The organism is Acrocarpospora macrocephala (genome assembly GCF_009687865.1).
GTDB classification, from domain to species: Bacteria; Actinomycetota; Actinomycetes; order Streptosporangiales; family Streptosporangiaceae; genus Acrocarpospora; species Acrocarpospora macrocephala.
The window spans coordinates 88,574-114,893 of sequence record NZ_BLAE01000021.1 but is presented as its reverse complement, the minus strand read 5'-3'; the positions used below and the strand labels follow the sequence as shown (position 1 = coordinate 114,893).

The window sequence follows — 26,320 nt, the reverse complement described above, 5'->3', positions numbered from 1 at the left end:
GCCGCGTTGGCTTGATGGAGAGCTGAGCTGGGCAGGTAACCGGTGTGGGTGATCGTTCGTCATCCGACCGATCAAGGCGTGACCTGCGCGGGAAGTGTGGAACCTGACCTCCTCCCTGAGGGCGAAGCTTGGGCCTCACTGAAGGGGAGATGATGAAGACAATCGATGATGATATGCGCCTGATCGTGGAGAACTCGCGCTTGTCCTTTGTGGCCACCGTGTGTTCCGATGGCTCGCCGAATCTCTCGCCGAAGGGATCGATGCGGGTTTACGACGATGAGCACATCGCCTTCATGGACATCGCGTCCCCGAACACGGTCGGCAACCTCGAACGCGATCCGCGTATCGAGATCAACTCGATCGACTTTCTCCGCAGGCGGGGCTACCGGTTCAAGGGCACCGCGGAGTTCCGCGAGCCTGGCGATCCTGTGTACGAGTGGCTGCACGCGTGGCTGCTCGACCTGAACGGTCCCGGCTATCCCGCCATTCGCGCGATTCTGGTGCACGTGGAGAGGGCGCTGCCGATCTTGTCTCCGGCCTACACCTTCGGCGGCGCCGACGAGGGTGATCTCAGGCAGGCGTGGGCGCGTACGTACCTCGCTGACCTGGAAGAGGAATGACGAGCGACCAGGAGACCATGACCGCGGCGTACATCACGCGACCCGGCTCGGCGGACGAGATACGGATCGGCCGGTTCCAGGTGCCCGAGCTCGGCTCGTCGGAGGTGCTGGTGAAGGTGCGGGCACTCGCGGTCAACCACGTCGACACCTTCGTCCGTTCCGGCGCCTACCGGACACGCCTGCCGTACCCGTTCATCATCGGCCGTGACCTGGTGGGGACCGTGGTCACGGCGGCGACGGGGTTCGCTCCCGGCGACACGGTGTGGTGCAACAGCCTGGGGTTCGACGGTCGCCAGGGGTCCTTCTCCGAGTACGCCGCCGTGCCCGCAGACCGGCTCTACCTCCTGCCCGGCGGCGTTGATCCGGAGAACGCGGTCGCCTCCCTGCACACCGCCGCCACCGCGTACATCGGCCTGTTCAAGGAGGCGGGCCTGCGGGTCGGGGAGACGGTCGTCGTGACCGGTGCGGGCGGCGGGGTCGGCACCGCCGCCGTTCAACTCGCCGCGGCCGCGGGGGCGCGGGTCGTCGCGACCGCACGCCCGGACGACTTCGACTGGTGCCGGCGGTGCGGCGCCGACGAAGTCGTCGACTACCACGACCCGGATATGTACGTGAAGATCGCCAAACTCGCTCCCGGCGGGGTGGACGTGTTCTGGGACTCCGCCGGCCAGCACCACCTGGAGCAGACCGTCCCGCTGCTCGCCCACGGTGGCCGGATGATCATCCTGGCTGGTCTCGGCGCCACCCCTGTGCTGCCGGTCGGACAGCTCTACACGCGCAACGCCAGCCTCCGGGGCTTTGTGATCAGCAACGCCACCGTAGCTGAACTCGCCGCGGCGGCTACGGCGATCAATCATCTCCTGGCTCGCGGCACCCTGGTCTCCCGAATCGGGACACGGCTGCCGCTCACCGAGGCCGCCCGATCCCACCGCCTCCAAGAAGGCGCCGAGCCGCACCGCCCCTGCGGGCGCATCGTCGTCCTCCCGTAACGCGTCCGTTTCCGGTGGGACGCGAGACGGGTCCGGTAGCGGGGCGCGGTCGCTGTGAAGCAGCATCCATCGCCCTGCCGTCCTGAGTGATCGGCCCGAGTCCGGGCGTCGCTGGGCCGACCCAGCAAGGAAGCGAAGAGTCGGTGAGAGGGCCACCCATGATCCTTGATCTTTTTGACGGCGAGTAGTTCTTAACCTCCTGAGCAGGGCGAATGGCGAGCAAGGTAGGGCGACGGTCGCCTCACCATTCGGGTAGTGTTACTGAGAGTAGTCGACTGATTATTCTGAGTAGTGAACTGGATCGGTCCAATGTCGTCTGGCCGGGCCGGTCGTCCCCCACATCAGGAGGATCGTCATGCCGAACAAGACCACCGTCCTCATGCTGACCGCCGCCACCGCTCTGGGCATCGGCGCGGGCGTCGCCGCCAACGCCGCGATCGGGGGAGACAGCACCCCCAAGACCACCGTCCGCGCCACGATCGGGGGAGCCATCACTCCCCACGCCACCGCCGCGGCCGTCGTCAAGGCCAACGGCGCCGTGGTGCGCTCCACCGGCGTCACCGCCGTACGAAGGATCGCCACCGGTCAGTACTGCGTCTACCTCGAGCCCAACATCGACGCCACCAAGACGATCCCGGTCGCCACCAAGATGTGGGGCGCCCCTTGGAGCGCCACCGTCCTGGTCTACTCCGGCAACACCGCGTGCGGCACTGGACGCCATGTCTTCGTCGGCACCGGCTACACCACCGGCGGCGCCCACGATGTCCCCTTCCACGTGGTCGTGCCCTAACCGAATAACCCTGTGACCGAAGGAGGCGATCGGTGACGAAGGAACCTCCGCTCAGCATGATCAGGAACCGTTTCGGATTCGTCGGGACCGCCGCCGCACTGGCCGACCGCGGATAGGCGCCGCCTTTGCCGGACCACCGCGTCCCCGGATGACCCGCGGAATCGTCGCGTAGCGGACAGCCGCCCAGCTCCCCAGAGCTGGGCGGAGCCGTCCCAGGTCCTGGCCGCGCATAGCATGCCTCCCATGCGCGTACGGCTGACGTCTGCCGATTCGGCTGGATCAATGCCTGCCATGCGTGTACGGCTGACCGCCGCCCTGCTGGCGGCCCTGCTGACGGCGTCCGCCGCCGCGCCCCCCGACGACCTGCTCGTCCAGGCCCGCGCGATCGCCCGCGAACATCCCCGGTTCTGGACGGACGCCACGATTATTCGCACGGGCGGATCGCTGCTGCTGATCGCGCGGGGCGCCCCCGGTGCGGCGGCGCTCGCGGAGGAGGTCGAGCGGGCCCGCCGGGCGGTCAACCGGGTGTGGAAGGTAGCGGAGGCGGTGGTCCTGGTGCCGCGATCGACGCAGGACGCGGCGGTGCTGGCCGAACCCGCCGGAGTACGAGGGATGGCCGCGCTGGCGGACGTGGATCACGTGATCATCGAGCCGGAGGGGTTCGGGCGGCTCTCCGAGGTGGGGCGGCGGGTCGTGCTGGCCCACGAGCTCACCCATGTCGCGACAGGGGCGGCGACGAGCGGGGATATGCCGATGTGGCTGGTGGAGGGATTCGCTGACTATGTCGGATATCTGGACAGCGGGCTCTCGCCGCGCGTGGCCGCGGCCGAACTGGCCGAGGAAGTGCGCGCCGGTGTCCTGCCCCGGGAGCTGCCGGGCCGCGACGCCTTCGAGGCCGGTTCCGCGCGGATCGCGCAGGTGTACGAGGAAGCCTGGCTGGCATGCCGTTACATCGCCGAGCGTTACGGGGCGGAACGGCTGGTGGCGCTCTACCGGGCCGCGCGGGACGGCGATCCGGACACCGCGATGGCACGCACCCTTGGGGGGAACATGGGGGATTTCACCAAGGGCTGGCGTCAGTACGTGCGGCGGCAGCTTGTCGGGCCGGTGTGATACGAAGGTCTGCGAGTCGGGGGAGGTGGCCGGTGGAACGGTCGGGGACGCGGGGGGCGGCCTTCGCGCTGGCGGGGCTGGGCGTCCTGCTGATCGCGGTGGTCGCGGTGACGACGCCGTGGCAGGTGCTCTCCGGCGCGCCCGCGGCGGAGCCGGATCCGGCGCGGGACTTCAGTGCCCAGGAGATCGCCCGCGCTCAGGCTTTCGACGCGGCGACCAGCGTGCCGTCCTACCTGTCGCTGGGCGTGACGCTGCTGGTGGCGGGCGTGCTGGTGCTCACGCCGTTCGGCACCCGGGCGCTGGCCCGGCTCAGAGGCCCGTGGTGGGTGCGGGTCCTGAGCGGGGTGGTCGCCGTCTACGGCGTCTCACTGGCGCTGAAATGGCCGCTCGGCATGTGGGCCGAGACCGTTCTCCGGGAGTATGGCCTGTCCACCCAGACGTGGGCGGCCTGGACGGGGGACCGGCTCAAGAACTTCGGTCTGCAGGTGGCGCTCTCGGCGATCATGATTCTCGTGGTGGTGGCGCTGGCCAGGAAGTGGCCCAGGCGCTGGTGGATTCCGGCCTCGGCGGGCGCCTTCGTGCTCACCGTCGGGTTGTCGTTCGCGTATCCGGTGCTGGTCGAGCCCGTGTTCAACGACTTCGCGCCGCTCCCCGCCGGGCAGCTGCGCACCGATCTGCTCGCCATGGCGGAGCGGGACGGCGTTCCGGTGAACGATGTGCTGGTCGCGGACGCGTCCCGGCGGACCACCGCGCTCAACGCGTACGTGTCCGGGTTCGGGGCGACGCGCAGGATCGTGGTGTACGACAACCTGCTCAAGGAACCCGCGAAGGAGACCGAGCTGATCGTCGCCCACGAGCTCGGCCACGCCAAGAACGGTGACGTCCTCTACGGCACGCTCGTCGGAGGCCTCGGGGCCGCCCTCGGCACCTGCCTGCTGTTCCTCGTGGCCCAGGGCCTGCGCCGCCGGACGGAGGTTCCCGCCCTCGGGGATCCCCGGGCGGTCGGCCTGCTGGTCGGGCTCATCTCCCTCGGCACGTTCCTATCCGGACCCGCGCAAAACCTGGTGAGCAGACACATCGAGGCCCGCGCCGACGCCCACGCCCTGGAACTCACCCGGGACCCCGTCACCTTCACCGCCATGCAGAAACGCCTGGCCACCAGAAACATCTCCGACCTGTCCCCGGACATCCTGGAATATGTGCTCTACGTCTCGCACCCAACGGCTCCCCAGCGCATCGCCATGGCGCGCTCCTGGGCCCTCCTGAACAGCGTCAAGGAACCGTGACCCCGGCCAAGGGCACAGGACGGGGGCCCACGTGGGCCGAACCGCGCCTCTGCCCTTCACCCGCCGCCATCAGATGGGAGTCCGGGTGGGTTGGGCCGCGCCCCTGCCCTTCACCTGCCTCCATCGGACGGGTGCCCACGTGGGCCGGGCCGTCTTGGAGCCTCTGCCCTTCACCTGCCGCCATCGGATGGGTGCCCGCGTCGGCAGGGCCGCGCTTTCGCCCTTTACCTGCCGCGATCGGATGGGAGGCCGCGTGGGTGGGGCCGTCTTGGAGCCTCTGCCCTTCACCTGCCGCCATCGGACGGGTGCTCGCGTGGGCTGGACCGCGCCCCTGCCCTTCACCCGCCGCTGCTGGACGGGGGTCCGCGTGGGTCGGACGCTGATTGTCACTAATGACTTTCCGCCGCGGCCCGGGGGTATTCAGTCGTTTGTGCACGCGCTCGCGTCTCGGCGGCCGCCTGGCTCGGTGGTGGTGTACGCGCCGCGGTGGGCGGGGGATGGGGAGTTCGACGCGCGGCAGCCGTACGAGGTGGTGCGGCATCCGGGGAAGTTGATGTTGCCGACCCGGGATGTGGCGCGGCGGGCGGCGCGGCTGGTGGAGCCGGGGACCACGGTGGTGTTCGGGGCAGCCGCCCCGCTGGGCCTGCTCAGTCCCGCGCTCCGGGCCGCTGGAGCCGAGCGGGTGATCATGCTGACGCATGGGCATGAGGCGTCCTGGGCGCGGCTGCCGATCGCCCGTGATCTCCTGCGCCGGATCGGCGAGCATGCCGACATCGTCACCTACCTGGGGGCGTACACCCGGGCGCGGCTCAGCACGCAGATCCCCGCGGCCAAGCTGGTGCGGCTGGCGCCCGGCGTCGACACCGCCCTGTTCCGCCCGGGGGCGGGTGGCGCCCAGGTCCGGGCGAACCTCGGCCTGACCGGCCGCCCGGTGGTGGTGTGCGTCTCCCGCCTGGTCCCGCGCAAGGGCCAGGACATGCTGATCAAAGCCTGGCCCCACGTCCTGGCCCGGGTCCCGGACGCCGCCCTGCTGCTCGTCGGCGGCGGCCCCGCCCGCAAATCCCTGGATCGCGCCGCCGCCGGGCACCGCGACAGCGTCGTCATCACCGGAGCCGTGCCCTGGTCCGCGCTGCCCGCTCATTACGACGCCGGCGACGTCTTCGCCATGCCCTGCCGCACCCGCCTGGCGGGCATCGACGTCGAAGGCCTGGGCATCGTCTACCTGGAAGCCTCCGCCACCGGCCTCCCCGTGGTGGCCGGCTCCTCCGGCGGCGCCCCCGACGCCGTCCGCCACGGCGAGACCGGCCTCGTCGTCGACGGCACCGAACCCCACGCCATCGCCACCGCCCTGCTCACCCTGCTCCAGGACCCCGCCACCGCCCGCGCCATGGGCGAACGCGGCCGCGCCTGGATCGAACGCGAATGGACCTGGAACCAGGTGGCCGCCCGTTTCGCCACCCTGCTCCTGGATCGCCGCTCTGGCGTCTCCTGACGTCGGGAGACGTGCAGTTCATCGAACGCGGCTGGGCCTGGAACCAGGTGGCCGCCTGTTTGCCGCCCTGTTCCTAGATTCCGCCACCGCCGGGCCGTGGGCGAACGTGGCTGCGCTTGGATTGAACGTGAGTGGACCTGGAACGAGGTGGCCACTCGCTTCGCTGGTCTCCTCCTGGGCCGTCGCTCTGGCGTCTCCTGGCGTGAGGAGACGTGCAGTTCATCGAACGCGGCTGGGCCTGGAACCAGGTGGCCGCCTGTTTTGCCGCCCTGTTCCTAGATTCCGCCACCGCCGGGCCGTGGGCGAACGTGGCCGCGCTTGGATTGAACGTGAGTGGACCTGGAACGAGATGGCTACTCGCTTCGCCGGTCTCCTCCTGGGCTGTCGCTCTGGCGTCTCCTGGCGTCAGGAGCCGTAGAGTTCGTCGATTTGTTTGGCGAAGTCGCGCATGACGAGGTTGCGCTTGACCTTGAGGGACGGGGTGAGGTGGCCGGTTTCTTCGGTTATGTCGTTTTCTAGGATGATGAATTTTTTGATTTGTTCGGCTTTGGAGACCATGCGGTTGGCGTTGTCGATGGCGCTTTGGACTTCGGCGTGGAGTTCCTCGTCGGTGAGAGTGACCTGGGCCAGGGCCTCGGGGTCGAGGGTGACGAGGGCGCCGATGAAGGGCTTGTCGTCGCCGACCACCATGACCTGGCTGATCAGCCGGTGTGCGCGGATGCTGTCCTCAAGGGGGGCGGGCGCCACGTTCTTGCCGGCGGCGGTGACGAGGATCTCCTTCTTGCGGCCGGTGATCCTGAGGTAGCCGTCCTTGTCGAGTTCGCCCACGTCGCCGGTGTGGAACCAGCCGTCGGAGTCGATCACCTCGGCGGTGGCGCTCTCGTTGTTCCAGTAGCCGTCGAAGATGTGGCGTCCCTTGACCAGGATCTCGCCGTCCTCGCCGATGCCGATGGTGACCCCGGGGAAGGGCTTGCCGACCGTGCCGACCTTGTTGGCGCCGGGGATGTTGACCGTGGACGGGGCGGAGGTCTCGGTGAGGCCCCAGCCTTCGAAGACCTCGATGCCGACGCCGCGGAAGAAGTTGCCCAGGCGCTCGCCGAGCGCGGAGCCGCCGGAGACGGCCGCGGTGAGCTTGCCGCCGGTGGCCGCGCGCAGCTTGGTGTAGACGAGCTTGTCGAAGGCGGTGTGCTTGAGCCGCAGGCCGAGACCGGCGCCGCCGGTGGCCTCGGCCTTGCTGTACTCGATGGCCACGTTCGCGGCGGTGTGGAAGATCTTGCCCTTGCCGTCCGCGGTGGCCTTCTGCTCGGCGGCGTTGTAGACCTTCTCGAACACGCGCGGCACGCCCAGCAGGAAGGTCGGCTTGAACCCCTGCAGGTCGGGGGCGACGTTCTTCATGTTCGGGGTGTGCGCGAGCACGGTGCCGGTCTCCAGCAGGACGATCTGCACCATCCGCGCGAAGCTGTGCGCCAGCGGCAGGAACAGCAGGGCGGCCCTGTCGTCCACGGTGAACATGCTCTCCAGCGGGCCGAACGCCACGTTCCGCGCCGTGAACAGCAGGTTGTCGTGGGTGATCCGGCAGCCCTTCGGCATGCCGGTGGTGCCCGAGGTGTAGATGATCGTGGCCAGGTCCCGGCCGCTCTGCCCGGTGCGGCGCTCGGTCAGCGTCTCGTCGCTGACGGACGCGCCGGACTCGATCAGCGACTCCAGGGCGCCGCCGTCGATGTTCCAGAGCAGCGGAAGGTCGGGCGCGGCCTCCCGGACGGTCTCCTCGTGCGCGGCGGTCTCCACGAACGCGGCCTTGGCGCCGCTGTCGGAGATGATCCACTTGACCTGGTCGGCCGAGCTCGTCTCGTAGATCGGCACGCCGACGCCGCCCGCCGCCCAGATCGCGTAGTCGGCCACCGTCCACTCGTACCGGGTGCGGGACATGAGGGCGACCCGGTCGCCCGGCTCGACGCCCGCCGCGATCAGGCCCTTCGCCACGCCCGCGACCGTGTCGCGGAGCTCCGCGGCGGTGACCGCGACCCAGTCCTCGCCGACCTTGCGCCGGATGGACACGGCGCCGGGCTCGTCCACCGCCCGCTGGAACACCGTGTCGGTGCAGTTGGCCGACAGTGGAACGTCCACCAGCACGGGAACGCTGTACTCGCGCACGGTCACTCCTTTGGGACACCGCTGGGTAAGTTTTGCACCGGACGCTACCCCGAGAAGTTACGCGTTGGTAGGTCCGTCACCCAGGCGTTATCCGGGCGATTTCACGCTATCAGCCTGAATATGGATCATGGCTGCGACGCGCAGGCCCAAGCCGGGTCGAGGCCCGGAGCCAAGCGTTTAGTTAGGATTGCGGGCATGCGGATCAACGTCGTCAGCGACGTCCACGGGCGGGCCGACGCGCTGGCCCGCGCGGGCGAGGGCGCCGACGCCCTGATCTGCCTGGGGGATCTGCTCCTGTTCGTCGACTACGCCGACCACTCGCAGGGCATCTTCCCCGACCTGTTCGGCGCGGCCCGGGCCAGCGAATACGTCGGTCTGCGCACGGCCGGGCAGTTCGACGAGGCCAGAGCCCTGTCGGCCGCCCTGTGGGCGGAGCGCGGCGGCGACCCGCGCGAGCACATCGAGACCGCCGTCCGGGCGCAGTACGCGGAGATATTCGCCGCCATGCCCACCCCCGCCTACCTCACCTACGGCAACGTGGACCTGCCCGGTCTCTGGACGGAGTACGCCCGCCCGGGGCACCAGATCCTGGACGGCCAGACGGCCGAGATCGGCGGGCTGACCTTCGGGTTCGTCGGCGGCGGGTTGCGCACCACTTACCGCACGCCGTACGAGATAGACGACGAGGAGTATGCGCGCAAGGTCGACGCGCTCGGCCACGTGGACGTGCTCTGCAGCCACATCCCCCCGGCCGTCCCCGAGCTCCTGTACGACACCGTCGCCCGGCGGTTCGAACGCGGCAGCGAGGCCACCCTGGCCGCCATCCGCCGCATCCAGCCCAGGTTCGCGCTGTTCGGCCACGTGCACCAGCCACTGGCCCGCCGCACCAGAATCGGCCGCACCGAATGCGTAAATGTCGGGCATTTCCGGGGTCGCGGGACGCCGTTCACTCTCGAATGGTGAAGTACGGTTAGCCCATGGCTGATCGCACCACGTCGAGCATCACGATCGGCGCAGACCCGTCAACGATCATGACCGTGATCGCCGACTTCGCGGCGTACCCCCAATGGGCCGGCCAGGTGAAGTCGGCGCAGGTCCTGAGCGACGACGCGGAGGGCCGGCCGCGGACCGTCAGGTTCGTCCTGGACGCGGGCGTGATCAGCGATGAGTACACGCTGGCCTACGACTGGGACGACGCCGCCGTCAGCTGGCACATCGTCGACAGCGGCCGGATGGTGTCCGGCCTCACCGGCAGCTACCGCCTGGCCGAGCGGGGCGGCGGCACCGAGGTCACCTACGAGCTGGCGGTGGACCTCAAGGTGCCGATGATCGGCATGATCAAGCGCAAGGCCGAGAAGGTCATCATCGACACCGCTCTGAAAGGGCTGAAGAAACGCGTCGAGGGCGCATGAGGATCCTGCTTTTCACGGGGAAGGGCGGCGTCGGCAAGACCACCGCCGCCGCGGCCACGGCGACGCTCGCCGCCAGGCGCGGCCTCAAGACGCTGGTCGTGTCCACCGACACCGCGCACTCCCTGGCCGACGCGCTGGCCGTGCCGCCCTCCGGCGAACCGGTCGAAGCCGCGCCCGGCCTCTACCTGCAGCAGGTCGACACCCAGCGCTCGCTCGAACGGCACTGGGGCGAGCTGCAGGACTACGCCAGGTCGGCCTTCCACGAGCTCGGCCTGGACGAGATCACCTCCGAGGAGGTGACCGTGCTGCCCGGCGCCGAGGAGATCATCGCGCTGCTGGAACTGCGCGAGCAGGCCCGCACCGGCCGGTGGGACGTGATCGTCGTGGACTGCGCGCCGACCGCCGAGACGCTCCGCCTGCTGGCCCTGCCGGAGGCGCTGGACTGGCACGTCAGCCGCCTGCTGCCGATCGGGCGGCGGCTGCTGAAGGCGCTCGGCCCCCTCGTCCGGCACGTCGCCAAGGTCAGCGCGCCCGAGGAGAGCGTGCTCTCGGCCGGGGAACGCCTGCACCGCGGCCTGCTGGCCGTCCGCGAACTCCTCACCGGCGACAACGCCTCCGTCCGCCTGGTGCTCACCCCCGAGGCCGTCGTCGTCGCCGAGGCCCGCCGCACCCTCACCTCCCTCAGCCTGTACGGCTACCGCGTGGACGCCGTCATCGCCAACCGCGTCTTCCCCGCCGGCGGCGCCGACGAATGGCGCGCCCGCTGGGTCGAAGCCCAGACCAGGCAGCTGGCCGACGTGCACGCCTCGTTCGCGCCGCTGCCCATCCTGACCGTGCCGTACCTGCCCGCGGAACCGGTCGGCGTCGACGCGCTGGCCGAGGTCGGCGACGCCCTGTACGGCGAGCACGACCCCTTCGCCGCCCCCACCGGCGAACCCCCGATGCGCATCAGCGCCGACGAACTCACCCTCTGGCTCCCCCTCGCCGACAAATCCGACGTCGATCTGGCCCGCAAGGGCGACGAGCTCATCGTCACCGCGGGCTCCTACCGCCGGGTCATCGCGCTCCCGGCCGCCCTCGCCCGCCGGACGGTCGCCTCGGCGGCGCTCCAGGACGGCCACCTCCGGGTAACGTTCGAGATATGACGGAAAGCAATGATCGGCCGGATCCGCTCGGTTCCGCCGCTGAAGAGGCGATGAAGTTTCTCGACTCGCTGCAGCAGCGGGTGGGCCGGGAGCTCGGCAAAGGGTTCGTCAAGGGCGCCGGGAGCGGGATCGGCAACGCGTTCGGCGGCGGCGGGAGCCGCGGCAGGCAGCAGGATGTGTGGGGGGAGGCGGTTTCCGGGCATGATCACGAGGAGTACATCTGCCGGGCCTGCCCGGTCTGCCGGGTGATCGCCGCGCGCAGGGAGTCGGGCGGCGACGTCGCCGACCACCTGATCGCGGCGGGTGGCGAGCTCCTCGCCGCCTTCCGGCAGGCGGTCGACTCCCTGCAGCGCCCGGCCACGTCCCGGCGGCACGATGACTCGCGAGTAGAGCACATCGATCTGGGCTGAGACCGGAAGAGGGACGGCATGACGCTGACCATCGGCATCGACATCGGCGGAACGAAGGTCGCGGCCGGGGTGGTGGACGACGACGGGAAGATCGTCGAAAGCCTGCTCCGGCCCACCCCCGCTGACAATCCCGAGCTGGTGGCGGGCGTCGTGGCGGAGGCGATCAAAGAGCTGGCCTCCCGGCACGAGGTCGAGGCGGTGGGCGTCGGCGCGGCCGGGTTCGTGGACGAGACCCGGTCGGTCGTCCGGTTCGCCCCCAACCTGGCCTGGCGCGAGGAGCCGCTGCAGAAGAAGGTCGCCGATCTGGTCGGGCTGCCGGTGGTGGTGGAGAACGACGCCAACGCGACCGCCTGGGGCGAATACCGCTTCGGGGCCGGGCGCGGCGAGACGCATGTCGTGTGCGTCACGGTCGGGACCGGCATCGGCGGCGGCGTCGTGGTCGGCGGCGCGCTGTATCGCGGCCGCTGGGGGATGGGCGCCGAACTCGGCCACATCCAGAGCGTGCCCGACGGCAAACGCTGCGGCTGCGGCAACCTCGGCTGCTGGGAGCAGTACGCGAGCGGCAACGCCCTGGTCGCCGAGGCCCGCCGCCTGGCCGCCATGGACCCTGGCCGCGCGTCCGTCCTGCTGGAGATCGCCGGCGGCACGCCCGAGCGGATCGAGGGCCGCGAGATCACCGAGGCGGCCCGGGCGGGCGACCCGGTCGCGCTCGAAGCCTACGCCTGGCTGGCCGGGTGGATCGGCCAGGGCCTCGCGGACCTGGCGGCGGTGCTGGATCCCGGCTGCTTCATCATGGGCGGCGGCGTCTCCGCGGCGGCCGACCTGTGGCTGGACGGCGTGAAGGAGTCCTTCGCCGAACGCCTGACCGGCCGGGGGCATCGCCCGCTCGCCGACATCAGGACCGCCGAGCTCGGGCCTTCCGCGGGGTTGGTGGGGGCGGCCGACCTGGCCCGCATGCCGTGAGCGCGGGTCAGCTTGCAGCGCCAAAGCGGTAAGGCCGCCGAGCGGCGCCCGCATGCCCTGAGCGCGGGTTAGCGTGGATTGGTGATCAGGGTCGCGTCTTACAACGTGCGCGCGCTGCGCGACGATCAGAGGGCGCTGGCCCGGGTCATCTCCGTCCTCCGCTCCGACGTGCTGTGCGTTCAGGAAGTCCCGCCCTTCTACCTGTGGCGGCGGCGGCGCGCCCTGCCCCGGGTCACCGGAATGCGGCTGGCGGCGGGTGGCCGTACCAGCGGCGTGGCCGTCCTGGTCGGCCCCCGCGCCCGCGTCGCGCACGTCGAGCACCACCGGCTGCGGTGGTTCTTCGGGCTGGAATGGCGAGCCATGGCCATCGCCATCGTGGAGGTCGAGGGAACCCGCCTGGCCGTCGGCTCGGTCCACCTGGATCTCCACTCGGGCGCCCGGATGTGGCACATCACCGAGGTGGCCGCCCGGATCCAGGCCGCCGCCGCCGAACACGACGCCTTCCCCGTCCTGGCGGGCGACTTCAACGAGCAGCCCACCGAACCGGCCTGGCGATACCTGTCCCGCCGTTTCACCGACGGCTATGCGGTGGCCCCACGCGGCGACGGCTTCACTTACCACGCGGGCAAACCCGACAAACGCATCGACGCCATCTTCGCCGGCCCCGGCCTGACCGTGCACGCCTGCGGCGACGCCGACGTGATCCCCGCCTTCGAGGACCTGCGCGCCGCCACCGACCACCGGCCGGTGGCGGCGGAGATCTCACGGTCCGCTTGACCTCGCGTGAGGATTCGGGCGGATCGAACTGTCGCTTTTCGGGGGCGGAAATGGCGTCTCTCGCCCCCGGACGGGCGGTCGGCCCGTACGATTCCCCTATGACCCGCTGCCTGACTCGGCGCGTGGTGCCGTTGTGTGGGCTTCTCACCGGGCTTCTGGCCGGGCAACTACCTCACGTCACATCGGTCGCGCACGCTCAGCCGTCTCCCACCCGCCCCAGGGCGGTCGCCGACGAGATCGTGCGGCAGGCCACGTCCGCGCGCCTGGGCAACGGGAGCTCGCTCTCCGATGTGGCCGCGCTGTCCGAAACCGACGTGTGGGCGGTCGGGCAGGAGGGCATCTGGGACGTCTGGCAGAACCGGGGCGTGGTGACCCGGTGGGACGGGCGGGCCTGGACCGAAGTGGGGGCCAGGGGCGACGTCACCGGCGTCGGGCCGTTGCGGTCGATCAGCGCGGTGTCGGCCACCGAGTTGTGGGTGGTCGGGGACGGGCACGACGGGGTGCCGTACATCGGGAAAGGCGGGCGCGGCGGGTTCGATCGGGTGATCGTGCCGCCGGTGCGGGGCGGGGACTGGCTACGGGCGGTGGCGGCGCAGCCGGGGCGGGTGGTCACGGTCGGGAGCCGGGGCGGGCGCAGCTTGATCGCGACCGGCGCGGGCAGCTGGACCGCCACGATCGGGCCCGCGGGCGCGTTGCACGGGGTGGCGCTGTCCGGCAAGGACGGCTGGGCGGTGGGCGACACCGGGTCCCGGCCGCTGGTGATGCGGCTGACCGGGAACGGGTGGAAATCCGTGTCCGTGCCCGCGATCAAGGGCGGGTATCTCCGGGACGTCTACCTGCAGAGCGCCAAGCGGGCGGTCGCGGTCGGCGGGGTCTTCCACGGCGACGAGGGCATCGAGCCGCTGATCCTGCGGTGGGACGGCAAACGCTGGACCAAGGACGAGCTCCCGATCGCCGAGGCCGAGCTCTACGGCGTGACCGGCGACGGCGAGGGCGGCTACTGGGCCTCCGGCCACGACCCGGCCCGCCCGGACGAGGCGTTCCTGTTCAAGTTCACCGGCCGCCGCTGGGAACCGCTGCGCGGCGAGCCCGCCACCAGCCGGCGCACGGTCCGGCTTCAGGCCGTGACCCGGATCGGCGACCTGACCATGGCCGTCGGCCACGTCCTGGACAAAGCCAACCGCTACGGCGACCTGGTCGAAACCTTCGGTCCAGTCGCGGAACGTTAAACGACGGCGCCGTCGTCCCAGCCGGAGTCGTTCGGCGGGCCGTCCCCCATCCGGACCACCAGCGCCACGAACCCGCCGATGAAGGCCGCGACCGCGGTGAACACGATCCACGGATCCATCGGCCAGCTCAGCAGCGCCGCCAGCAGCAGGTAGGCGGGCCCGCCGAACAGCGCCAGCCAGGACGCCTTCGTGAGCGCGTCCGTCTTGGGCAGCGGCGGAGGCGGCGGCGGGATGTAGTGGTCGTTGTCCTCATCGGGCTGAGCTTCGGCCGCGGTGTCCGCCGCGTCGTCCGCCACCACCGCGCCGGTGGACTCGCCGTCCACCTCCACGGTCGCCGGACTCGCCGGCACGTTCTCCCGATCCGGCCATGGCTGATCGGCCGAGCCGTTGTCGGGTGTGTCGTTATAAGAGGCGACGATCTGACGCCAGACCTCGTCCTCATCACTCTGTGGCGTCACATCGATCCCAGGTCAAGAGTCCTTCGTCAAGGGTACAGACGCGTAACGGCGGATGAAGTCCAGGCTCCCCGAGAAGATGGCCGGAGCGTCGTTGTCCAGGGTCGCGACGTGATAGCTGTCCACGCATTCCCGGACCTCCAGATTGTCCCCCATACGCGTCCGGAGGAACTCCACGTTAGCCGGTTTCAGCACATGGTCCTGCGTGCTCCGGTAGACCAGCACCGGCTGGCCGATCCGGTCCAGCTCGGACTGGACCAGTTTCCAGAGCCGCGGCAGCGTGGCGGCGGCGCGCACGGGCGTGCGGTCGTACGCGAGTTCGACGCTGCCCGGCTTCTTGATGTCGCTGCCGATCCCGGGCACCGACGGCAGCACCCACTTGAGCACCGGGGCCAGCAGCAGGATCGGCGAGTCGTTCACCACGGACGGGTTGACGATCACCAGCCCCCGGATCGCGGGGCCGTGCACCTCGGCCAGGCGCAGGGCCATGCAGCCGCCCATGGACAGGCCCATCACGAAGACCTCGGCGCAGGTCGCCTTCAGTTCGGCGAAGGCGCGGTCGAGCTCGGCGTACCAGTCCTCCCAGCGGGTGCGGTTCATCTCCTGCCAGGTGGTGCCGTGCCCGGGCAGCCGGGGCAGCGAGACGGTGATCCCGGCCTCGGCCAGGAACTCCCCCCAGGGCCGCAGCGACTGCGGCGTCCCGGTGAAACCATGGCAGAGCAGCACGCCGATCTGACCGCCTTCGTGGTGGTACGGCTCAGCGCCCGGCAGCAGCGGCATGTCTCCTCCAAAATCGGAAAGATTGCCCGATAGTCGCACGTTACGCCTCAGTCGTGCGAGAGGGTCAGCCGTGCGAAGATGACTCCACTGAAAACAACCGAAGGAGAGCCCCGAGTGTTCTACTGGGTGGTGAAGGCCATCCTCTGGCCGTTCCTCCATTTCGTGTTCCGTCCGTGGGCGGAAGGGGTGGAGAACGTGCCGAAGGAGGGGCCCGTCATCCTGGCCGGGAACCACCTGTCGTTCGCCGACCATTTCTTCGGGGCGCTCTTCCTGCCGCGCAAGGTCATCTCGCTCGGCAAGTCTGACTATTTTACCGGTAGCGGCATAAAGGGCCTGGTCAGCCGGGCGTTCTTCTCGGGCGTCGGCACGGTTCCGATCGACCGTTCCGGCGGGAAGGCCAGCGAGGCCGCGCTCCGGACCGGCCTGCGCGTCCTCGGCGAGGGCAGCGTGCTGGGCATCTACCCGGAGGGCACCCGCTCGCCCGACGGCCGCCTCTACAAGGGCAAGACGGGCGTCGCCCGCCTCGCCCTGGAGTCGCGCGCGCCCGTCATCCCCTGGGCCATGATCAACACTTTCGAGATGATGCCGCCGGGCCGCCCGATCCCCAAGTTCGGCATCCGCCCGGGCGTCAAGTACGGCAAGCCCCTCGACTTCTCCCGCTACTACGGCATGGAGAACGACTTCCTGGTCCTGCGCGCGGTCACCGACGAGATCATGTACGCGCTGATGGAGCTCTCCGGCCAGGAATATGTCGATAAATACGCCGCCAGCGCCAAGGTCGAAATGATCCGCGCGGCCCGCGAAGTCCACGGCTAGAACCCCAGAGCCCGCGACCGGCCGCCGGGCGGCGGCCGGTGCCGTATTCCGTGCGCGGGATGCCCTCCCGTCGCCAGGGGACAGGGCCCGGCCACATGGCCTTCCCCGGAACCCCTGGCGCGGCATGGTCATGATCGCAGTCTACGTGCGCTTCCAGAACGGGCGGCGGGCGCGGGTCGAATCCGGCGGCGCGGGAGCGTCGGCCGCGCCTCCGGTGAGGCGGCCGAGCAGATCGACGGCGCGCTGCCAGAGCCGGGCCAGGTCGGCGTCGGCACGCTCCGCCCCTTCCAGCTCGGCGGCCAGCGACGCCAGGTCGGCGTGGCCGCCCGCCATCTGGTCGATCACCCGCAGGCGGCTGGCCAGGTCGGACAGGTAGCGCCGGCGCTCCTGATCCGGCCGCCCGGCCGCCGCGCGCAGCCGGACCAGCTCCTCGGCGAGCAGGGCGCGCACGCTGTCCAGGCTGGGCTGCCGCTCCCGGCCCGGGTGGGGCCTCATCGGTCCCGGCGAAACGCTCCGTCCGCGGGCCCGGGGTCCCGCGCCCGGACCGGGGGACGGGATCGGCGCCGGCGGCGCGCCGGGCGGCTGGGCGAACGGCTGGGACGGCGTGTCCGGAGCGGGCGTCCGCCGCATCATGCGCGGAGCGGGTGGCGGCGGAGGCGCGGGCGCGCCGGGCGCCGCCCCGCCGAAGGTCTCGTCCATGGCGAAGGAGGCCTTCTCCATCCGGATCGGCGCGGCGGCCGCGACGGCGGACATGTTCATCGGCATCTCCCAGCCGCTGGGCTGCTCGACCGGCTGGATCACGTGGTGCCGCGGCTTGCCGTCGGCGACCACCCGCGAGTCGACCGCGACGAACGAGGTGAACCGGCACAGCACGCCGAACCGCAGCGAGGTCGCCACGATCCGGGACTCCAGCTCCCGCTCGCCGATCGTGTACCGATCCTCCAGGCGGCGCAGCTCGGCCCGCGCCCAGACCGCCCGCGCGGCGGGCGCGCCGGCCCCGCGGCCCTCGACCGTACGCTCCCACGGCTCGCCGTCGGCCGTTCCCCGTACGGCGATCGCCGGGCTCTCCCCACGACCCCGGAACCGCCCGGAGACGACCAGCGGCACCCCCGGGAAGAGGGAACCCACATGGGTGAGCGTGTCCTCGACCAGATCGAGGTCCACGGCGGTCAGGGTGAGGTCGGTGACCAGCGGGGAGCCGATGCGGCGGTGGATGTGCTCCATCGCCTCGTCCAGCCGGTCCTCCGACTCGACCAGCTCGCACCGGCCGGAGCCGAGCATGGCCAGCCGCCCGAGGAACCCGGCGTTGACCGCCCGGTCGATGCCGACGGCGTGGATCCGGATCCCCGAGTCGCCGGTGATCTTCGCGCCGACCCGTTCGACGATCTCGTCCTCGTTGCCGACCTGCCCGTCGGTCACCAGGACCATGACCCGGTCCCTGTTCGGATCATCGAGCAGCCGGAGCGCCTCTTCCATCGGCGCGAGGATCTCCGTGCCGCCGCGCGCGTCCAGCCGCGACAGGTGCTCGACCGCCCGGTAACGGTTCCGGTCGCTCGCCGCCACCAGCCCGCCGGTGAACGCCCGGTTGACGTCGTGGTCGAAGGCCAGCACGGCCAGCCGGTCGTGCGCGGTCAGCGTGTCCACGATCCGGGCGGCGGCGCGCCGGGCGGCGACCATCTTCCAGCCGGTCATGCTGCCGGAACGGTCGAGCAGCAGCACCACGTCCCGGGGGGCCGGTGTGGCGGCCGCGTCGGCCGGGGGAGTGAGGGTGAGCGTGAAGGTGCCCTCCTGGCCCTCGTCGTCCGGGGTCAGCGCCAGCGACGTGGACGCGTCGAAGGCCAGGCGCAGGATGAAGTCCCGGTCCAGGCGCTCGCCCGGCCGGAGTTCGACGGTGATGGTCTCCCCGGTGGTGGTGTCCACGGTGTGCAGGCTGGAGCGGATCTCGCGCAGGTCCAGACCGGCCGGGTCGATGGTGGTGGCCAGCGACAGCCGTACGGGATTGGGGAAGCCCGGGAGCAGGACCGGCGGGGTGATGCGGGACGCGTCGGGGACGGCGTCGGTGTCGGCGGCCACGCCGCCGCCGGACTGCGCGCCCTCCAGGGGCACGCCCGGGATGTAGCGGGGGGCGACCACCAGCGGGAAGCGGAATTCGGCCGCGCCGTCCTCGTAGGGCAGCGGCTGGCTGAGCGTCAGCCGCACGGTGACCCGCTCGCCGGGCACGATGTTGCCGACCCGGATGGTGAACACGTCCGGCCGGTCCTCCTCGGCGATCGCCGCCCGCTGACCCTGCGCCAGCGCGCGGTCGTAGTCGGCCCTGGCCTCGCCACGCTCCTTGAGCAGCCCTTCGACCACCCGGTCGTCGGCCTCCAGGGTGAACTTGGTGACCGCGGCCCGGGGCGGGAGCGGGAACACGTAGGTGGCCTCAAGCGAGACGTCGTAGGGATTGCGGAAGCCCTGCGCCACCTCCACGCCCGCGGTCAGGCCGCTGAGGTGCGCGGTCACCGCCACGCTCTCCAGCGGCAGGTTGCCCTTCTCGGTCTCCAGGGCGCCGAACCCGGAGTCGGGCACCGGCGCGTACTCCTCCGGCCGCAGCGGAGTGATGGGAACGGTCATGACGGTGTCCCTTCCGATTTCATGGTGATCAGGCCGAGTTCGCTCAGCGCCGCCAGCAAGGGCTGGGCCGCCGCCGCCAGCGCGACCAGGTCCGCGTCCGACGGTGCCCGGTCGGCGGCGTCCAGCACCAGAGCCACTCCTGGGGCGATCCGCACGCCGTGCACGCGCGCGGCGGGCGGTGGGCCGGCCGGTGGTGTGGGGGTTGAACGCTCACCGGTGGCGGCCCAGAAGCGGGCGCGGGCGGGCTCGGGGGAGGAATGTTCGGGCTCAGGGGAGGAATTTTCGGGTTCGGCTGGGTATGGGGAGATGAGGGCGATGTTCTGGAGGGCCGAGTCGGGGGCTCCGGCCAGCTCGATCTGGATGTCCGCGATCGAGCGACCGGCGGCCTGGCGGCGCTTGATCGCGACGAGTTGCAGCAGGTGACGCGGCCCGTACAGAGCGACTCGGCCGCGCCGGGCCAGGGGCGGGTCGAGGAGGCCGATCGTCGCGTACCACCGGATGAGGCGCTCGTTCGGGATGTCCCTGACCCGCCCGTTGACGCGCGCGTCGGAACCGAGCGCGCCGGCCGCGCGCTCGGCCAGCTCGCCGATGGTCCAGGTCTCGCTCATGGTTCAACAGTGACACTGTCACGATGACAGTGTCAACTACGGAACAGGGTCGACTCTTTTCGGGTTGACCGAAATAGGTCAATGAGGATTATTCAAAAGTTCGCCCTCGTGGCGTCCCAGCAGGTCGGCGCGACTCGTTGAACCGCGCCGGGCTCCTTTCGAATAACCCTCAATCTCGATGGAAGGAACAAGCATGGCTCCAATTACCAGCCTTCTGACCGCCGAGAACAAGAAGATCACCGGGGAGGCGTTGCAGGGCGCCCTGCTCGACCTCCTCGACTTGTCGCTCGTGGGCAAGCAGGCGCACTGGAACCTGACCGGGCGCTTCTTCCGCTCGATCCACCTGCAGCTCGACGACATCGTCAAGATGGCCAGGAAGACGGCCGACCTCGTCGCCGAGCGGGCCGTCGCCATCGGCGTCAGCCCGGACGGGCGCGCCACCACGATCGCCAACGACAGCCAGGTGCCGCACCTGGACGCCGGGCCGATCGAGGACGGCAAGGTCATCGCCGCGATGACCGACATCCTGGAGTCGATCATCCGGCGGATGCGGAAGCGGATCGACGCCACCGAGCGGCCCGACCCGGTCACCCAGGATCTCCTCATCGGTCTCACCCGGGACCTGGAGAAGCACCACTGGATGATCCAGGCCCAGCGTTAGAGCAGGCGCCTGGCCAGATCGGCGACCGGAGGGCCGGAGGCGAGCAGCGCCCTGAGGGGCGCGCTCGCCTCCGCCGGCACTCCGACCAGCTGGGCGGTCTCCGCCCAGTCGTCCGCACGCGCGGCCTGTTCGAGCAGGCCGAGCGTGGTCTCGTTCCGCACCGGGCAGTCCCGGGTCAGCAGGGACAGCAGCTGCGGCCAGCGCACGGTGAGCGCCGAGAGCTTGGCCACCTCGGCGTCGCTCGCCGGGCGCTCCCCGGCCAGGCGCTGGCGGTAGGTGACGAACGAGTAGAAGCGGAACACGTTGACGTAGCGCTTGAGCTCGCGCGGGTTGCTCGCCGACAGGGCGGGCAGCGCCACCTCGATCGCGCGGTAGGCGTTCTCGTCGCTGTACAGGTCGTCGAAGACCCGGTCGGCCGCGGCGCGCGTCTCCCGCCACAGCCCGCCCAGCGTCCCCGCGGTCTCGGCGGGCGCGCCGACGACGTGCTGGGTGGCCCTGGCGATCGAGTCGAGGGTGTCGGCCTGGGGCCGCCGGGCGCGGATCGCGTGCTCGAGCCGGGCCACCAGCTCCTGGTCGAGGTTCTGCGGCTGCTGCTGCGGTACCCGCATTTCGGGCATGCGTGGTGTGTCCGAAATTCCCATCAAAGCTCGGACATATGCCGGTAGGCGGGTGTCGTCGGCCAGGAGCGGGACCGACAGCGGCAGCTGCACGATCTTCTCCAGGAACCGCCAGCCGATGCCCTGGCGGAGGCTCTCCGGCATCGACTCCGTGAGGTCGCGGTAGGCCAGCTCGACGTGGGCGGCCACCACCTCGGGCTCCATGGCCAGCACGAAGACGCAGTCGGGGAACTCCCCGGCCAGGAACAGGTTGATCGCCTCGATCACCTGGGCCACGGTGCCGGACGAGCACCGATCCAGGTCGTCCACGAACACCACCAGCGGGCGTTCCTCCGTCGCCACCAGGCCGAGCACGTGCCGCATGTCGGTCTGGACCAGGTGCAGGAAGCCGGTCCTGGCGCTGTATCCGGGCTCGGCGAGCAGGTCGCCCGTCTCCGGTGGGGGCGCGAACAGGTCGGGCGGGCGTACCAGGGTGGTGAAGGCGGTGTCGGCGGATTCGGTGAAGAAACGCGCGAGCCGTACCCAGCCGGTGGCCACCGCGGCCAGCGCGCCCGCCGAGGAGATCGCGGCGGCGGTGCCCTCCAGGGCCGGGAGCAGCGGCGTGGCCAGCTGGGACGCGCCGGCCAGCAGCAGCGCCATGGCCAGGCCGAGCGCGGCGGGCACCAGGCGCAGCGCCGCCAGCCGGTAGGCCCGGCGCCGGACCGCCTCCCGGTCGATTCTGGCCAGGTTGAGCCGCAGCCAGAAACGTTCCCGCTCGGCCCGGGGCAGCCGCGCGGTGACCTGGGTGATGATCTCGTGCGCGAGACCGGCCCACACCTGCTCGCCGTTCTGGTACATCCACGGGTTGAACCACACCGTGGGCCGCCACCCGCTGGCCCCGGGCACCGCCTCGGGCGGTGGTTCAGGCGGCCGTTTCGCCCAGTTGCGGACCTCCGCGTTGGTCACCCGGTCGGGGCCGGGCCACAGCCGTCCCATCAGCGTGAGCAGCCGCGACGGACGCCGGGCCGGCAGCGGCCTGGGCAGCTGGATCGGCCCCGGGTTCCCCGTCGCGGCCCCCGGGTCCAGATCGTTCTGGATCATCCGCATCAGCGAGGTCTTGCCGGTGCCCCACGGCCCCTTGATGCCGATCGTCAGCGGCGGCCTGGTCTCCGGATGGCGGACGAACGCGGCGATCGCCTCCGCGTACACCCGATGGCCGAGGTCGTCGTCGATGGTCCAGCGGTCGGGGGTGAGCCGGGCCCGGGGCTGCACGGTCCGGCGTCCGGCCCGCCACCGGCGCAGCACCCCGGGCACCTCGTCGAGCTCGGCCGCCGTGAGCCGGGCCCGACCGGCCTCCGCCACGCTCGGATGCACGAAGGGCGTGCCCGTGCCGAGCAGCCGCCACTCGGCCAGCTCGGCCCGCGCCTCCGGGCGGCCGGTCAGCAGCCCGGCCACCTCCGGCGTCAGCTCCTCGTCGTCGGCCAGCAGCGAGCCGCGCCGCAGCAGCGCCTGGGCGTCCGCGCCCAGATACTCGTCGTACACCATGCCGACCAGCCGCTCAGCGGACGTGGGCCGGCCGCTCACCCGGTCGCGGGCGGGCGCGAGCTCGGGCGGGATGCCGGAGCCGGGGGCGGGCGGGGTGAGCGCGACCGGGATCTCCAGGCCCTCGGCCGAGGTGAGCAGGCGCGGCTGGAACTCGGCGTCCTCGCCGAACACGGCCAGCGCGTGCGCCAGCAGGTCGCCGACCGAGATCACCCCGTCCCGGTCCAGGTCGGTCGCGCCGTCGAGCAGGCCGGTGGCCACCACCTCGGTCAGCGAGAGGCCGCCCGGCCGCACCTCGGCGCCGATGGCCAGGCCCGTGGTGAGGGCGGCGGCGGCCACGCCCGGCGGGGTGAGCAGGGTGCTGACCGTGGGCTCGTCCGCGGCGGCGCCGCCGATCCAGCCGAAGTCGACCACCATCAGCAGCGCCGAGGCCGCCGAGTCCCCGGCCCTGGCGCCGAAGCCGCGGATCAGCGTGGTGAAGTCGCTGCCGCTCCACAGCGCCGTGCGCGGCCAGCGCACCAGCAGCAGGTCGCCGGGCGCGCCCTCGTCCAGGAAGGCGCTCAGCCGCTGGTGGTCCCGGCTGTCCAGGCTCTGCGGCGCGTCCACCTCGAACCCGCAGCCGCGCAGCGCGCTCACCAGCCGCCGCGCCGGTTCCGGGGCACGCCGGCCGGGCTCGTCGGGGTCGAGGAAGACCAGCGCCTTCCGCCTGGTGATGGTGGGCGAGCTGGTTCTGTCGGTGATGGCGCTGGTCATCTCGGCGCTCCGCGGTAATGCATGGCGACGATCACTGTAAGGGCCGTTCACCAGGGGGGTGGCCACGGTTTGCGCAAAGTTTGAGCGCAAGAACCGTGCGGATTCCCCGGGCGTTCATGCGCGTTCGATCGACTGGCGAGACCCGTCGCGCGTAGCGTGCCGTAGTGGGAGGAGATTATGTTGCGCCGCACGTTCGTCCGCTCGGGGGCCCTGGCCGCGCTCACCGGCTCACTCTGGCGGTCCGCCTGCGCGGCGCCCGCCCCCGCCGCCACGCCTTCGGCCGTCCCGTCGCCCGCTCCCACGGCGGCGGCCCGCCCCGTACGCAGCAAGGGACCCTACGGCGCGCTGGCCAAACCCGACAAGAACGCCATCGCCCTGGCGGAAGGGTTCACCAGCCGCGTGGTCGGCCGTTCCGGGCAGCGCGTCGGCGGCCTGACCTGGCATCCCGCCCCCGACGGCGGGGCCTGCTTCGCCGACGGCGACGGCTGGATCTACGTCTCCAACTCCGAGGTCCCCGTGGTCGGCGGCGTCTCCGCGCTCCGCTTCGGGCCCGACGGCACGATCAAGACGGGCTACCGCATCCTGTCCGGCACCGACCGCAACTGCGCCGGGGGCGCGACCCCCTGGAACACCTGGCTGTCCTGCGAGGAGACCGTCCGCGGGCGCGTCTTCGAATGCGACCCGTACGGCTACCGCGCCGCCGCCCCCCGCCTCGCCATGGGCCGCTTCAAGCACGAGGCCGCCGCCTGCGACCCCGACCGTGAGGTCGTCTACCTGACCGAGGACGAGCCGGACGGCTGCTTCTACCGGTTCCGCCCGCAGGACTGGGGCGATCTGACCACCGGCGTCCTGGAGGTCATGGTCGGCGACGGCCCAGGTCCGGTCCGGTGGCGGCGGATCCCCAACCCGTCCGCGTCGTACGAACCCACCCGCGACCAGGTCGAGAACGCGATCCGCTTCAACGGCGGCGAGGGCTGCTACTACTCGGGCGGCTTCTGCTACTTCACCACCAAAGGCGACAACCGCGTCTGGGCCTACGACGCCGCCGCCCGCGAACTCTCCATCCTCTACGACGCCAACGCCCCCCTCAAGGGCGTCGACAACGTGTACGTCTCCCGCTCCGGCGACCTGTTCGTGGCCGAGGACGGCGGCAACATGGAGATCAACATCATCACCGCCGACGGCGAGGTCGCCCCGTTCCTCCGCCTGGTCGGCCACGGCAGATCCGAGATAACCGGCCTGGCCTTCGCCCCCGACGGCGACCGCCTCTACTTCTCCTCCCAGCGCGGCACCACCGGCTCCAACCGCTCCGGCGTCACCTACGAGGTCACCGGCCCGTTCCGCACCTGAGCCGCCGCCCGGACCACCTCGGTGAGGCGCTCCCGCAGCTCCGCGAAGCCCGGATCGGCGCGCGGATGCTCCAGCGCGGGCAACTTCGACCGCTCGTCCAGCACGATCACCCCGGGCGACCCGCTCAGCGCGACCACCCGGGTGCCCAGGTAGACCGCCTCGTCCACGCTGTGCGTCACGAACAGCACTGTCGTCCCGGTCCGCTGCCACAGGGCCCGGACCTCGTCCTGCATGCGCTCCCGGGTGAACGCGTCCAGCGCCGCGAACGGCTCGTCCATCAGCAGCAGCCGCGGCCGGGGCGCCAGCGCGCGGGCGATCGCCGCGCGCTGCCGCATCCCGCCCGACAGCTCGTACGGCCGCAGCCGCCCCGCCTCCGCCAGCCCGGTCAACTCCAGCAACTCGGCCACCCGCTCCCGCCGCGCGGCCTTCGGCAGCGACCGCAGCCCGAACGCCACGTTGGCCGCCACCGACAGCCAGGGGAACAGCCGGGGCTCCTGGAACACCACCCCACGCGAGGGATCGGGCCCGCCGACGGGCTCCCCGAAGGCCCGCAGGGATCCGTCGGACGGGCGCGCGAACCCGGCGATCAACCCGAGCAGCGTGCTCTTCCCGCACCCGGACGGCCCGACGAGCGTCACGAACGCCCCCGGTTCGACCACCAGATCCACCGGCCCCAGCGCGCGCTTCCCCCGGAACGACCGGGTCACCCCGCGGACCTCGACGGCCTCAGCTCCCGGCGAAGGCATCCGCGAGTTCCCTCGTGGCCAGCCCCTTCTGGAACACGCTCAACTCAGGGACCGCATCCACTTTCTGCTGAGATTTCAGGAATTCGGCGGCGCTGTGGAGGTTCTCCGCGAACTTGCCGGGAGCTTCGGGCGTGCCCAGGTAGTCCGGCCCGCGCTGCTCGGCCGCGTCCAGCAGCACCAGCTGGCCGAGCTGCCGGCCGGCCTCCGCCGGGCTCAGGTTGAGCTGCCGCCCGATCGCCGCCGCGGCCGCCGCGTTGTCCGTCCTGGCCAGCTTGACCGCCCGGTCCTGCTGCCGCAGCCAGACCTTCAACGCCTCCGGATACTGCCGCGCGAACTCGGTCCTGACCACCGCCAGGTCGGCGGTGAGCTTGCCCCGCCCCGCCAGCTCCCTGCTCGTGACCAGCACCGCGCCGTCCTTCTCCAGCTCGGCCAGGATCGGCGTCCACACGTACGCGCCGTCGATGTCGCCGCGCTGCCAGGCCGCCTGGATGTCCGGCGGCTCCAAATCGACGATCTTCACGTCGGACTCGGCCAGACCCGCCTCCGCGAGCACGGCCAGCAGGCTGTAGTGCGAGGTGGAACTGAACGGCGTCGCGATCGTCTTGCCGGCCAGCGCCTTCGCCTCGGTGATCTCCTTCCGCACCACCAGCGCCTCGTTGTCCCCGATCACATCGAAGATCCACGGAATCTGGTACGGGATGTTCAGCGGCGCGGACAGACCCCGCGTGACCGGGCTGCTGCCCGCAAGCCCGATGTCGATCGCCCCGGAGATCATCGCGGTGTTCACGTCGCCGCCGGAGTCGAACTTGCTCCACACGATCTCGGTGCCGGGCAGCGCCTGCTCCAGCCAGCGCTGATCCTTCACGATCAGATCGCCGTTCGGGATGAGCTGGTAGCCGATGCGCAACTTCGCGGGCGTGCCCGGGGCCGCGGCCTCCTCGCCGCCCGATCCACACGCGGAGACGGCCAGGACGGCGACGAGGGCCAGGGCTTTGAGTAAGGGTTTCACAGGGGGTTCCT

General features: G+C 71.2%; 24 protein-coding genes. 16 read left to right on the top strand and 8 right to left on the bottom strand.

Going from position 1 to position 26,320, the window contains the following annotated elements; genetic code table 11:
• Window positions 1-149: 149 nt before the first annotated feature.
• From Amac_RS19635 to Amac_RS19615, 6 genes are all read left to right on the top strand, one after another.
• A complete protein-coding gene (locus tag Amac_RS19635; RefSeq protein WP_307729738.1) occupies window positions 150-620 on the top strand; it encodes a pyridoxamine 5'-phosphate oxidase family protein in 471 nt (156 codons plus the stop codon).
• Window positions 617-1,609, top strand: a complete 993-nt coding sequence (locus Amac_RS19630; protein WP_246268490.1) for a zinc-binding dehydrogenase — start codon at window positions 617-619, stop codon at window positions 1,607-1,609. Before Amac_RS19635 ends, Amac_RS19630 begins: the two co-directional genes overlap by 4 nt.
• A 355-nt stretch (window positions 1,610-1,964) precedes the next feature.
• Entirely contained in the window at window positions 1,965-2,399 is a 435-nt protein-coding gene (locus Amac_RS19625) for a hypothetical protein (protein ID WP_155355819.1), read from the top strand.
• Window positions 2,400-2,681: 282 nt separating this feature from the next.
• Window positions 2,682-3,512, top strand: coding sequence for a peptidase MA family metallohydrolase (locus Amac_RS56270; protein WP_246268488.1), 831 nt, complete (start codon window positions 2,682-2,684; stop codon window positions 3,510-3,512).
• 32 nt (window positions 3,513-3,544) lie between these two features.
• Entirely contained in the window at window positions 3,545-4,798 is a 1,254-nt protein-coding gene (locus tag Amac_RS19620; RefSeq protein WP_246268486.1) for a M48 family metallopeptidase, read from the top strand.
• 367 nt (window positions 4,799-5,165) lie between these two features.
• Window positions 5,166-6,290 (top strand): glycosyltransferase family 4 protein, encoded by a 1,125-nt coding sequence (locus Amac_RS19615; protein ID WP_155355863.1) that lies wholly within the window; start codon window positions 5,166-5,168, stop codon window positions 6,288-6,290.
• Window positions 6,291-6,695: 405 nt separating this feature from the next.
• Here the strand turns inward: Amac_RS19615 and Amac_RS19610 are convergent, their stop codons facing one another.
• On the bottom strand, window positions 6,696-8,444 hold the full coding sequence (locus tag Amac_RS19610; RefSeq protein WP_155355817.1) for an AMP-dependent synthetase/ligase: 1,749 nt from the start codon (window positions 8,442-8,444) through the stop codon (window positions 6,696-6,698).
• A gap of 195 nt (window positions 8,445-8,639) precedes the next feature.
• On the opposite strand from Amac_RS19610, the gene Amac_RS19605 reads away from it, so the two are divergent.
• The 7 genes from Amac_RS19605 to Amac_RS19575 all read left to right on the top strand — a co-directional run bounded on the left by Amac_RS19605 (window position 8,640) and on the right by Amac_RS19575 (window position 14,380).
• Complete coding sequence (locus Amac_RS19605; protein WP_155355816.1) at window positions 8,640-9,407, top strand: metallophosphoesterase family protein; 768 nt, start codon at window positions 8,640-8,642, stop codon at window positions 9,405-9,407.
• Window positions 9,408-9,421: 14 nt separating this feature from the next.
• The gene (locus tag Amac_RS19600) at window positions 9,422-9,856 is read left to right on the top strand and encodes an SRPBCC family protein (protein WP_155355815.1); all 435 of its coding nucleotides are present in this window, start codon (window positions 9,422-9,424) and stop codon (window positions 9,854-9,856) included.
• Entirely contained in the window at window positions 9,853-11,001 is a 1,149-nt protein-coding gene (locus tag Amac_RS19595; RefSeq protein WP_155355814.1) for an ArsA family ATPase, read from the top strand. Before Amac_RS19600 ends, Amac_RS19595 begins: the two co-directional genes overlap by 4 nt.
• Window positions 10,998-11,411: a DUF5304 family protein gene (locus Amac_RS19590; RefSeq protein WP_155355813.1), complete on the top strand. Its 414-nt coding sequence runs from the start codon at window positions 10,998-11,000 to the stop codon at window positions 11,409-11,411. The genes Amac_RS19595 and Amac_RS19590 overlap by 4 nt, the downstream gene beginning before the upstream one ends.
• Before the next feature lie 18 nt (window positions 11,412-11,429).
• Window positions 11,430-12,374 (top strand): ROK family glucokinase, encoded by a 945-nt coding sequence (locus tag Amac_RS19585; RefSeq protein WP_155355812.1) that lies wholly within the window; start codon window positions 11,430-11,432, stop codon window positions 12,372-12,374.
• Window positions 12,375-12,455: 81 nt separating this feature from the next.
• Window positions 12,456-13,151 carry an endonuclease/exonuclease/phosphatase family protein gene (locus Amac_RS19580; protein ID WP_246268484.1) on the top strand — a complete coding sequence of 232 codons (696 nt, stop codon included), beginning with the start codon at window positions 12,456-12,458 and terminating at the stop codon, window positions 13,149-13,151.
• A gap of 98 nt (window positions 13,152-13,249) precedes the next feature.
• Window positions 13,250-14,380, top strand: coding sequence for a hypothetical protein (locus Amac_RS19575; RefSeq protein WP_155355810.1), 1,131 nt, complete (start codon window positions 13,250-13,252; stop codon window positions 14,378-14,380).
• On the opposite strand, the gene Amac_RS19570 is transcribed toward Amac_RS19575, so the two are convergent.
• Window positions 14,377-14,838: a hypothetical protein gene (locus Amac_RS19570; RefSeq protein WP_155355809.1), complete on the bottom strand. Its 462-nt coding sequence runs from the start codon at window positions 14,836-14,838 to the stop codon at window positions 14,377-14,379. The genes Amac_RS19575 and Amac_RS19570 overlap by 4 nt on opposite strands.
• Before the next feature lie 12 nt (window positions 14,839-14,850).
• A complete protein-coding gene (locus Amac_RS19565; protein WP_155355808.1) occupies window positions 14,851-15,615 on the bottom strand; it encodes an alpha/beta hydrolase in 765 nt (254 codons plus the stop codon).
• A 114-nt stretch (window positions 15,616-15,729) separates the two neighbouring features.
• Between Amac_RS19565 and Amac_RS19560 the strand changes: the two genes are divergently transcribed.
• Window positions 15,730-16,431, top strand: coding sequence for a lysophospholipid acyltransferase family protein (locus tag Amac_RS19560; protein ID WP_155355807.1), 702 nt, complete (start codon window positions 15,730-15,732; stop codon window positions 16,429-16,431).
• A gap of 141 nt (window positions 16,432-16,572) precedes the next feature.
• Here the strand turns inward: Amac_RS19560 and Amac_RS19555 are convergent, their stop codons facing one another.
• The gene (locus Amac_RS19555; protein WP_155355806.1) at window positions 16,573-19,044 is read right to left on the bottom strand and encodes a VIT domain-containing protein; all 2,472 of its coding nucleotides are present in this window, start codon (window positions 19,042-19,044) and stop codon (window positions 16,573-16,575) included.
• Window positions 19,041-19,652 carry a MerR family transcriptional regulator gene (locus Amac_RS19550; RefSeq protein WP_155355805.1) on the bottom strand — a complete coding sequence of 204 codons (612 nt, stop codon included), beginning with the start codon at window positions 19,650-19,652 and terminating at the stop codon, window positions 19,041-19,043. Before Amac_RS19550 ends, Amac_RS19555 begins: the two co-directional genes overlap by 4 nt.
• Before the next feature lie 193 nt (window positions 19,653-19,845).
• Here Amac_RS19550 and Amac_RS19545 point away from each other — a divergent pair, with 193 nt between their 5' ends.
• Entirely contained in the window at window positions 19,846-20,313 is a 468-nt protein-coding gene (locus tag Amac_RS19545; protein ID WP_155355804.1) for a Dps family protein, read from the top strand.
• Here Amac_RS19545 and Amac_RS19540 read toward each other — a convergent pair.
• Window positions 20,310-23,204 (bottom strand): KAP family P-loop NTPase fold protein, encoded by a 2,895-nt coding sequence (locus Amac_RS19540; RefSeq protein WP_155355803.1) that lies wholly within the window; start codon window positions 23,202-23,204, stop codon window positions 20,310-20,312. The genes Amac_RS19545 and Amac_RS19540 overlap by 4 nt on opposite strands.
• 177 nt (window positions 23,205-23,381) lie before the next feature.
• On the opposite strand from Amac_RS19540, the gene Amac_RS19535 reads away from it, so the two are divergent.
• Complete coding sequence (locus tag Amac_RS19535; RefSeq protein ID WP_155355802.1) at window positions 23,382-24,554, top strand: alkaline phosphatase PhoX; 1,173 nt, start codon at window positions 23,382-23,384, stop codon at window positions 24,552-24,554.
• Here Amac_RS19535 and Amac_RS19530 read toward each other — a convergent pair.
• Together Amac_RS19530 and Amac_RS19525 are read right to left on the bottom strand one after the other, a co-directional pair.
• Window positions 24,524-25,300, bottom strand: a complete 777-nt coding sequence (locus Amac_RS19530) for an ABC transporter ATP-binding protein (protein ID WP_155355801.1) — start codon at window positions 25,298-25,300, stop codon at window positions 24,524-24,526. The two genes, Amac_RS19535 and Amac_RS19530, sit on opposite strands and share 31 nt — an antisense overlap.
• Window positions 25,281-26,309 (bottom strand): taurine ABC transporter substrate-binding protein, encoded by a 1,029-nt coding sequence (locus tag Amac_RS19525; protein WP_155355800.1) that lies wholly within the window; start codon window positions 26,307-26,309, stop codon window positions 25,281-25,283. Before Amac_RS19525 ends, Amac_RS19530 begins: the two co-directional genes overlap by 20 nt.
• Between the last annotated feature and the right edge of the window lie 11 nt (window positions 26,310-26,320).

Coding starts and splice junctions, on each gene's coding strand:
- Amac_RS19635 (WP_307729738.1), top strand. CDS start 150: ATGATGAAGACAATCGATGATGATATGCGCCTGATCGTGGAGAACTCG.
- Amac_RS19630 (WP_246268490.1), top strand. CDS start 617: ATGACGAGCGACCAGGAGACCATGACCGCGGCGTACATCACGCGACCC.
- Amac_RS19625 (WP_155355819.1), top strand. CDS start 1,965: ATGCCGAACAAGACCACCGTCCTCATGCTGACCGCCGCCACCGCTCTG.
- Amac_RS56270 (WP_246268488.1), top strand. CDS start 2,682: ATGCCTGCCATGCGTGTACGGCTGACCGCCGCCCTGCTGGCGGCCCTG.
- Amac_RS19605 (WP_155355816.1), top strand. CDS start 8,640: ATGCGGATCAACGTCGTCAGCGACGTCCACGGGCGGGCCGACGCGCTG.
- Amac_RS19600 (WP_155355815.1), top strand. CDS start 9,422: ATGGCTGATCGCACCACGTCGAGCATCACGATCGGCGCAGACCCGTCA.
- Amac_RS19595 (WP_155355814.1), top strand. CDS start 9,853: ATGAGGATCCTGCTTTTCACGGGGAAGGGCGGCGTCGGCAAGACCACC.
- Amac_RS19590 (WP_155355813.1), top strand. CDS start 10,998: ATGACGGAAAGCAATGATCGGCCGGATCCGCTCGGTTCCGCCGCTGAA.
- Amac_RS19585 (WP_155355812.1), top strand. CDS start 11,430: ATGACGCTGACCATCGGCATCGACATCGGCGGAACGAAGGTCGCGGCC.
- Amac_RS19575 (WP_155355810.1), top strand. CDS start 13,250: ATGACCCGCTGCCTGACTCGGCGCGTGGTGCCGTTGTGTGGGCTTCTC.
- Amac_RS19565 (WP_155355808.1), bottom strand. CDS start 15,615: ATGCCGCTGCTGCCGGGCGCTGAGCCGTACCACCACGAAGGCGGTCAG.
- Amac_RS19555 (WP_155355806.1), bottom strand. CDS start 19,044: ATGACCGTTCCCATCACTCCGCTGCGGCCGGAGGAGTACGCGCCGGTG.
- Amac_RS19550 (WP_155355805.1), bottom strand. CDS start 19,652: ATGAGCGAGACCTGGACCATCGGCGAGCTGGCCGAGCGCGCGGCCGGC.
- Amac_RS19545 (WP_155355804.1), top strand. CDS start 19,846: ATGGCTCCAATTACCAGCCTTCTGACCGCCGAGAACAAGAAGATCACC.
- Amac_RS19540 (WP_155355803.1), bottom strand. CDS start 23,204: ATGACCAGCGCCATCACCGACAGAACCAGCTCGCCCACCATCACCAGG.
- Amac_RS19535 (WP_155355802.1), top strand. CDS start 23,382: ATGTTGCGCCGCACGTTCGTCCGCTCGGGGGCCCTGGCCGCGCTCACC.
- Amac_RS19530 (WP_155355801.1), bottom strand. CDS start 25,300: ATGCCTTCGCCGGGAGCTGAGGCCGTCGAGGTCCGCGGGGTGACCCGG.